We start from the raw sequence: 4,453 nt of genomic DNA, 5'->3' as shown, positions 1-4,453 counted from the left end.
GCGCTCACGGGCCTCTACGGCGACGACTTCGCCTTCGAGGACACCGTCCAGATTCCCTATGGCCTGCCCTCGAGGACGTTCGGCTCGTTCCGCGAGGCCGCGGAGGAAGCCGCCCTCAGCCGGCTCTACGGCGGCATCCACTACCGCATGGCCGCCGACTACGGCCTGGAGCAGGGGAGGGGCGTCGGTGGTCTGCACCTCGAGCGCTTGTCGACGCGGGCGCCGAACGTGGCGCGGCGGTAGCCGGCCTCGAGGGCGAGGAGACGTAGGGTATGTTTATTTGTATGTGCGCGCCCTCGAGGGCGAGGCATACGTTTGTACAACTCCTGTCCATGTCCGTGCCAATCCGCTTCCTGCTCTGTTGTTTGTTGGCCGTTGCCCTTGCGGCGTGTGACAGCGGAAGCGTCGAGCGTCCTGGGCCAATTGACCCGCCGACGCCCGAGCCCCCTCCGTCCTCGAGCGTCCTCGAGTTCGTCATGACGGGTGGATCATTCGGGCTGGGGAACGGGGAGCCTTTGTTCGTCGGCGTCAACGACTGCTCCTACGACGTCCCCGTCAACGATGAGCGCCTGGAGCCGCCCCGGTCGACGCGTTTGGAGGGAGGGAACATCCGCTTCGAGGACGGCCGGTTCGTGCTCGACCTCGCAATCCGCTCTCAACCGTTCGCCTCGGCTCCTGTGGACAGCGTGCGCGTCTCGGGCGCTATGACGAGGACTCGGTCTCTGCTCGCGCTCCGATCGGACGATGGCGACCTCTTCTACGGCACCATCGGCCCCTCTCTTTCCGAGCCGACGACGGTGCTCCTGAGTTCGGTCGCACACCCAGGCGGCCGAAAGAGGATCGGGGGGCTCTGCCAACACGTCGTCCTGCTCAACGAGTACGGAACGGAGGTCGACCGGGAGGTGCGCAACGGGGGAGACGAGGCCGATGACTCGTATCGGTTCGCGTATCTACTCAGTCCTCGTGGAAACGAGCGCCTTCCCCTCTTTACCGGCAGCCCCAGCAGTTCTCGAGGGGGACTTCGGTGGGACAGCGCGCGGGTAGCGTTGCGGAGAGACGGCACGTACGAGGCGACGGCTTGGCTGGCCTACGCTCAGGGGCGAGGCGACGGTACCTACAGTCCACTAACCGAGCCTCGGCGGAACACTGGCAGATACGTTCGGGGCGGCTCTGTGATCGCTTTCGATCCCGCTTCCGGGGACCGAGCGTTCGGGGTGGTGCAAGGAGATAGCCTCATCGTGTACGATCACAAATGGGGAGCGATGAACTTCGGCGGGCCGCACCTCGTCTACGCTGGCGAGTAGGGCAGCCCGCCCTCGAGGGCGGGTCGCGCCCTACGCTCGGCCTCGAGGTCGGCTAGCTTCGCACTGACCTTATCTCGTCCTCGATGATCAGCCGCTTCGCTCTCGTCCCGCTCGCGCTCGTCGCGCTCCTGACGCTCTCCGCCTGCGACAGCAGCGGCCCCGACGCCATCGGCGTGACTGGAGTCTGGGAGGGCGTTGTGTTCGATCCCGTCGTCGAGGGTGCGCCTCGCTACCCCGTAACCGTCCGCATGACCGACAACGGCGTCGAGGTCGCAGGCCAGGGGACCGTCCGCGACATTCCAGAGGGGGACCTCGCCTTCTTTATCGACAGCGGTTCGTCGTTCGTCGAGGGGAGGCTGTTCCTGCGCCTCGCGTTTGACCGAGCGCCGTTTATCGGGAGCCTCTCGGGCGTTCTCGTCAACGAAGACCCCGGCATCATCGAGGGGACGCTCCAGGGCAGCGGCAGCGCCCGCGGCGACTTCCAGATCGAGCTCCGGTCGCGGGACGTCTAGGCCTGCCAGCTCTCGGGACAGCCACCACCGTCCTCGAGGCCGCCGCGGGACCGTGGAAGGGCTTTCACGCTGACGCAGATAGGCCTACATTGACAACCCTTCATGGTTCGTTGATGCGCCTCGCTTCGTTTCTCCTCCTGCTCCCGTTGGTGGCCTGCGGCGGAATGGCAGACCAAACGGCCCGCGCCGTCCTCGAGGACGGTGAGGCCGACGGCTGGACCGACCTGTTCGACGGAGCCACCCTCGAGGGCTGGCACGGCTACGCCACCGACGAGGTCTCCGACAAGTGGTCCGTCCAAGACGGCGTGATGATCCTCGTGCCCGACGGCGGCGACTGGGACGGCGACCTGGTCGCGCCCGGCGGGCCGTACGGCGACTTCGCCCTCGAGGTCGAGTGGGCCGTTCAGGAGTGCGGCAACAGCGGCATCTTCTACCGGGGCGAGGAGAGCGCCGACCTGGCTCCGATCTGGCGGACCGCCCTCGAGGCCCAGATCCTCGACGACTCGTGCCACCCGGACGGCCAGTACCCGTCGCACCGTGTCGGCGGGCTCTACGACCTCTACGTGCCCGAGCCCGGCGCCGAGCGCCCCGGCGGCGCGTGGAACACGACGCGCATCGTCGCGGACGGTGACCGCCTCGAGCACTGGCTGAACGGCCGCCTCGTCCTCGAGGCCGAGCAAGGCTCGGACGACTGGAACGCGCGCCTGGCGGTCAGCAAGTTCCGCGATGCCGACACCTTCCCGGCCTATGGAACGCGGCGCACCGGGATCATCGGGATTCAGGACCACGGCGACACGCTCCGCGTCCGCGCCGTCCGCATCCGCTCGCTCTAGCCCACGACCGACATGGCATCTGCAACGTCAATGGCCATCCGCGCTCGCTTGAGCACGATGATGTTCTTGGAGTTCTTCGTTTGGGGCGCGTGGTACACGACGGTCGCCGTCTACATGGCCGCCGAAGGGCTCGGCGACCTGACGCACTGGCCGTACACCGTCAACCCCGTCGCGGCCATCGTGGCGCCGTTCTTCTTGGGACTCGTGGCCGACCGCTATTTCGCGGCTCAGAACGTGTTCGGCGTGCTGCACTTGCTGGGCGGCGTGTTCATGCTGGCCGCGCCGTCCTTGATCGGCAACCCGACCATCTTCATCCTGGCGCTGCTGGCCTACAACCTGTGCTACATGCCGACGTTGGGGTTGTCGAACACGATCGCGTTCGAGCAACTCGAGGACCAGGAGAAAGAGTTTCCCATCATCCGAGTGTTCGGGACCATCGGCTGGATCATCGCCGGGCTCTCGATCTCGTTCGTCCTATCGCCCGTCCTGGGCGTGACGGCCGAGGCGACCGCGTGGCCACTCTACATGACCGGCGTCGGGTCGATCATCCTGGGCCTGTTCTCGTTCACGCTCCCGAACACGCCGCCGGTCGCCAAGGGCCAGCCGGTCTCGGTCGCGAGCATCGCCGGTGTCGACGCCTTCCGGCAGCTTGCGAGCCGGCCGTTCTTCGTGTTCCTGGCCGCGTCGTTGCTGATCTGCATCCCTCTCGCGGCGTACTACAACTTTACCCAGCTCTTCCTCGAGGCGACCGGCTTCGAGAACATCGCCGCGACGCAGTCGCTCGGACAAGTGTCCGAGGTCGCGTTCATGTTGCTGATGCCCTTGCTGTTCGTGCGGTGGGGCGTCAAGTGGATGCTGGCCGCGGGCATGTTCGCCTGGGTCGTCCGCTATGCTCTGTTCGCGTTGGCGGCGCCGGAGGCCGTGACCTGGATGATCGTCGGCGGCATTCTGATCCACGGCATCTGCTACGACTTCTTCTTCGTGACGGGTCAGATCTACGTCGAGAAGAAGAGCACGCCGGCCGTTCGCGGTCAGGCTCAAGGCCTGCTGGTTCTGGTCACCTACGGCGTCGGCATGCTGATCGGCGCGCAGGTCGCGGGCGCGGTCTACAACTCGTTCCTGGCCGGACGTGGTACGCTGCCGCTGGCCGAGTGGACCCAGTTCTGGTGGATCCCAGCCGTCTTCGCCGCGGTCGTTCTCGTGCTGTTCATTTTCCTGTTCAACGACCGCGTCGACCGCTCCGAGGTCACCACCGTTGAGCCCGCCGCGGACGCGCCGAGCGCGTCGCTCACGCCGGCCACCGAGGCCGCCGTTCCTGCCATCTCCTAAGCCCCGGCCTCGATGCGTCCGCGAGGGCGCGACCTCGAGGACGGCCCGATCCCATGTTTAATCCCACCATCGACCGTCGCAGCGCGCTTCGCCGGCTCTCTGCCGTGCTCGGCGGCGTGGCCACCGTCCCGCTCGCGTCCGGCTTGCTCGCCGGCTGCAAGACGCCGGGAGGAGCAGAGTTGGCGGCTTACGAGTACCAAACGCTCACCGGCACCCAGCCGATTCTATTGGCCGCCATCGTCGACCAGATCATCCCGGAGACCGACACGCCAGGTGCCGCCGAAGCCGGCGTGCCGCAGTTTATCGACATGATGCTGACCGACTGGTACGCGCCCGAAGAGCGGGACCAGTTCGTGGCCGGCCTCGACGCCGTGGACCGCCGCGCGAACGGCTCGTTCGTCGACCTCGAGGACGCGGCCCGCGCCGAGCTGATCGCGACCATGGACGCCGAGGCGTACGCCGAGCAGCCGGGCGC

Annotated in this window: 5 protein-coding genes and 1 pseudogene; all 6 read left to right on the top strand. The window is 67.1% G+C overall.

Translation table 11 applies throughout. The features are described from left to right. Nucleotides 1-243, top strand: a pseudogene (locus WBA11_RS03725) (phosphatidic acid phosphatase); the annotation flags it as partial. Nucleotides 244-515: 272 nt separating this feature from the next. Beyond that, on the top strand, nt 516-1,304 hold the full coding sequence (locus WBA11_RS03720) for a hypothetical protein (RefSeq protein ID WP_424519380.1): 789 nt from the start codon (nt 516-518) through the stop codon (nt 1,302-1,304). A gap of 83 nt (nt 1,305-1,387) precedes the next feature. After that, on the top strand, nt 1,388-1,816 hold the full coding sequence (locus tag WBA11_RS03715) for a hypothetical protein (RefSeq protein WP_424519379.1): 429 nt from the start codon (nt 1,388-1,390) through the stop codon (nt 1,814-1,816). 113 nt (nt 1,817-1,929) lie between these two features. Further along, nucleotides 1,930-2,649 carry a 3-keto-disaccharide hydrolase gene (locus tag WBA11_RS03710; protein WP_424519378.1) on the top strand — a complete coding sequence of 240 codons (720 nt, stop codon included), beginning with the start codon at nt 1,930-1,932 and terminating at the stop codon, nt 2,647-2,649. A 30-nt stretch (nt 2,650-2,679) separates the two neighbouring features. After that, nucleotides 2,680-3,978 (top strand): MFS transporter, encoded by a 1,299-nt coding sequence (locus tag WBA11_RS03705; protein WP_424519377.1) that lies wholly within the window; start codon nt 2,680-2,682, stop codon nt 3,976-3,978. A gap of 53 nt (nt 3,979-4,031) precedes the next feature. Beyond that, nucleotides 4,032-4,453, top strand: a 422-nt coding sequence (locus WBA11_RS03700; RefSeq protein ID WP_424519376.1) for a gluconate 2-dehydrogenase subunit 3 family protein, incomplete at its 3' end; no start/stop codon positions are given.

Source organism: Rubrivirga sp., from assembly GCF_049648075.1.
Classification (GTDB): Bacteria; Bacteroidota; Rhodothermia; order Rhodothermales; family Rubricoccaceae; genus Rubrivirga.
The sequence above is the reverse complement of the archived record's forward strand: the minus strand, read 5'-3'. Positions and strand labels throughout refer to the sequence as shown.

What these genes read in the sequence shown, in the direction of transcription:
- WBA11_RS03715 (WP_424519379.1), top strand. Translation starts at nt 1,388, where the DNA reads ATGATCAGCCGCTTCGCTCTCGTCCCGCTCGCGCTCGTCGCGCTCCTG.
- WBA11_RS03710 (WP_424519378.1), top strand. Translation starts at nt 1,930, where the DNA reads ATGCGCCTCGCTTCGTTTCTCCTCCTGCTCCCGTTGGTGGCCTGCGGC.
- WBA11_RS03705 (WP_424519377.1), top strand. Translation starts at nt 2,680, where the DNA reads ATGGCCATCCGCGCTCGCTTGAGCACGATGATGTTCTTGGAGTTCTTC.